This is a genomic window from Streptomyces sp. NPDC045899, from assembly GCF_056431485.1.
This window is the reverse complement of record NZ_JBWKKP010000070.1, coordinates 1-3,634: the sequence shown is the minus strand read 5'-3', so window position 1 is coordinate 3,634 and position 3,634 is coordinate 1. Positions and strand designations below refer to the sequence as shown.

Annotated in this window: 1 protein-coding gene; it reads left to right on the top strand. The window is 71.5% G+C overall.

The window, feature by feature from the left end; all coding sequences use genetic code 11:
• Positions 1-3,634 (top strand): SDR family NAD(P)-dependent oxidoreductase (locus AC07FT_RS36325; RefSeq protein WP_479180443.1); only part of this gene is annotated, 3,634 nt, incomplete at both ends.

Sequence of the window (3,634 nt, the reverse complement as noted above, 5' to 3'; positions counted from 1 at the left end):
ACCATCGACTGGACCAGCTGGTACCCAGCCCACCCCACCCCCCACCTCGTCGACCTCCCCACCTACGCCTTCCAACACCAGCACTTCTGGCTGGCCGCGCGGTCATCGGGTACGGCGGCCGTCGCCGAGGCCGCGGCGGCGGACCGGGAGTTCTGGGAGGCCGTGGAGCGTGAGGATGTGGACGCGCTGGCGGCGACGCTGAACTCCCCCGCGGATCAGCAGCCCATGCTCGGTGCGTTGTTGCCGACCCTCTCGGCCTGGCGGCGGCACCACCGGGAGCAGTCGGTCATGGACTCCTGGCGGTACCGGACCACCTGGAAGCATCTTTCCGAAGCCTCCGCGCCTCCCGCGCTCTCCGGGACCTGGCTGCTGATCGTCCCCGACGGCCAAACGGACCACCCTGTCGTGCGGATGGTGACACAGGCCCTCGTCTCCCACGGCGCGACGCCACTCCCGAACACCGTCGAGGCCGACCGTGCCGACCGGGACACCATCGCCCACGCACTCGACGCGGCCGCCTCCGGTGCCGATGTCAGCGGAGTGCTGAGCCTGCTCGCGCTCGACCAGGGGCCCCATCCCGACTTTCCCGCGGTACCCGCCGGACTCGCCGCGACCACCGCACTCCTTCAGGCGTTGAATGACACCGGGATCGACGCGCCCCTGTGGTGCCTCACCCAAGGTGCCGTCGCCGCCACCCCCGGCGAGCCGCTGCCGCATCCGCTCCAGTCCCAGACCTGGGGACTGGGCCGGACGGCCGCGTTGGAACACCCGCGGAGCTGGGGCGGTCTCATCGACGTTCCGACCGTCATCGACCACCACACGGGACGCCGTCTGGCCTCCCTCCTCGTGCTGGGCCAGCCGGAGGACCAGGTCGCGATCCGCGGCACCGGCTGTTTCGCCCGGCGTCTCGTGCGCGCCACCGCACCGGCCACGGCACCCACCACCTGGCAACCCTCCGGCACCACCCTCATCACCGGCGGAACCGGCGGCCTCGGCGCACAGATAGCCCGCTGGCTCGCCCACCACGGCGCACCCCGACTCCACCTCATCAGCCGCAGCGGCCCCGACGCACCCGGCGCCACCCAACTCACCCAAGAGCTCACCACACTCGGCACCCACGTCACCATCACCGCCTGCGACGCCGCCGACCGTGACGCACTGCGCGAACTCCTCGACACCGTGCCGACCGAACACCCCCTCACCACCGTCATCCACACCGCCGGGACATCCGACACCGAGCTCCTCGCCGATCTCGGACCGGACCGGCTGCACCACGTACTGCGTTCCAAGGCACTGGCCGCCGCCCATCTGCACGAGCTCACCGCGGACCTGGACCTCTCCGCGTTCGTCCTCTTCTCCTCCGGGGCCGCTGCCTGGGGCGGCAGCCGACAGGGCGCCTACGCCGCGGCGAACACCTACCTCGACGCACTCGCCGAACACCGCCGCGCCCGGGGACTACCCGCCACCAGCCTGGCCTGGGGCCCCTGGAGCGACGCCGGAATGGCCGCCGACGAAACGGCCCGTGCCTTCTACAGCCGACGCGGACTCTCGCCGCTCAGCCCGGATCTCGCCCTCGCGTCCCTGCGCCACGCGCTCAACCACCGCGACACCACCGTGACCATCGCGGATGTCGACTGGACGACGTTCCCCGCCACCTTCACCGCTCAGCGCCCCAGCCCCCTGCTCCGCGAACTCATCCCGGCACCCACCGGCCCGGCTGATCACCGCGATGGCGCGACCGCCTCCCCGCTGCTCCAGCAGCTCGGCAGCAGCACTCCCGCCGAGGGACACCAGCTTCTCCTCCACCGGATCCGGTCCCTGGCGGCCACGATCCTCGGCCACGCGGGACCGGACGCCATTCCGCCCGCCCAGCCCTTCCAGGAGCTCGGATTCGACTCCCTGACCGCGGTCGAGCTGCGCAACCAGCTCACCGCCACCACCGGTGTCGAACTGCCGCCCACCCTGGTCTTCGACCATCCGACGCCCGACGCCCTGGCCGCGTATCTGCGCGGCAAACTCACCGGTGGGCAGACGGCCGTCGCCACGCACACGCCCACCGCGGCCGCGCTCGACGAACCGATCGCGATCGTCGGCATGGGCTGCCGCTTCCCCGGCGGCGCCCGTACCCCCAAGGAGCTGTGGGAGCTGGTGGTGGCGCGCCGCGACGCCATCGGCGAAATGCCCACCGACCGTCACTGGGACCTGGACGCGCTCTTCCATCCGGACCCCGAACACCCGGGAACGAGCTATGTCCGCGAGGGCGGGTTCCTGTACGGGGCGGGCGAGTTCGACGCGGCGTTCTTCGGCATCAGCCCGCGTGAGGCGACGGCGATGGATCCCCAGCAGCGGCTGCTGCTGGAGACCGCGTGGGAGACCTTCGAACACGCGGGGATGGACCGGGACGGGCTCAAGGGCAGCAACACCGGTGTCTTCGCGGGAGTGACCTCACAGGACTATCTGTCGCTCACCGGCGATACGGCGAGCGACGTCGAGGGCTACGTCGCCACGGGGAACATCGGCAGTGTGGTGTCCGGCCGGGTGGCGTACTCGTTCGGCCTGGAGGGGCCCGCGGTCACCGTGGACACCGCGTGCTCGTCCTCCCTGGTGGCCATGCACCTGGCCGCCCAAGCGCTACGGCAAGGCGAATGCACCCTCGCGCTGGCCGGTGGCGTCACCGTGATGGCGACCCCTGGTGCTTTCATCGAGTTCTCGCGGCAGCGCGGGCTGGCATCCGACGCCCGCTGTAAACCGTTCGCCTCGGCGGCCGACGGCATGGTGTGGGGCGAGGGTGTCGGTCTGGTGCTGCTGGAACGGCTCTCCGACGCGCGGCGCAACGGCCACCGCGTGCTGGCTCTCGTGCGCGGCTCGGCCGTCAACCAGGACGGCACCAGCAACGGACTCACCGCCCCCAACGGACCGTCCCAGCAACGCGTGATCCGGCAAGCACTCGCCAACGCCCGGCTAACCGCCGCTGAGGTGGACGCCGTCGAGGCGCACGGCACGGGGACCACCCTGGGCGACCCGATCGAGGCCCAGGCGCTGCTGGCCACCTACGGGCAGGAGCGGCTGGGCGGACAACCGCTGTGGCTCGGCTCGGTCAAGTCCAACATCGGACACACCCAGGCCGCCGCCGGCGTGGCGGGTGTCATCAAGATGGTCATGGCGATGAGCCATGGGCTGCTGCCCGCCTCGCTGCACATCGACGAGCCGAGCCCCAATGTGGACTGGACCGCGGGTGAGGTACGGCTGCTCGACGAGGCGACCCCGTGGCCCGAGCGCGAACGGCCCCGCCGCGCGGGTGTCTCCTCCTTCGGTATCAGCGGCACCAATGCCCATCTGATCCTTGAGCAGACACCCGAGGACCCCGAAACCCGCGAGTCTGCAGCCGCGTTCACACCCGTAGGCGGTGTGCCGTGGCTGCTGTCCGCCCAGAGCGACCAGGCGTTGCGCGGTCAGGCGGCCGCGCTCGCCGAACGGCTGGGCGAGGCCCCGGAAGCGGCGCCGGTCGAGGTGGGCTGGTCACTGCTCACCTCAAGGAGCCTGTTCGACCACCGCGCCGTGGTCATCGGCTCCGAACGCGGAGAACTGGTAGCCGGGCTGGAGGCATTGGCCGCGGGGGAACCGCACCCGGGTG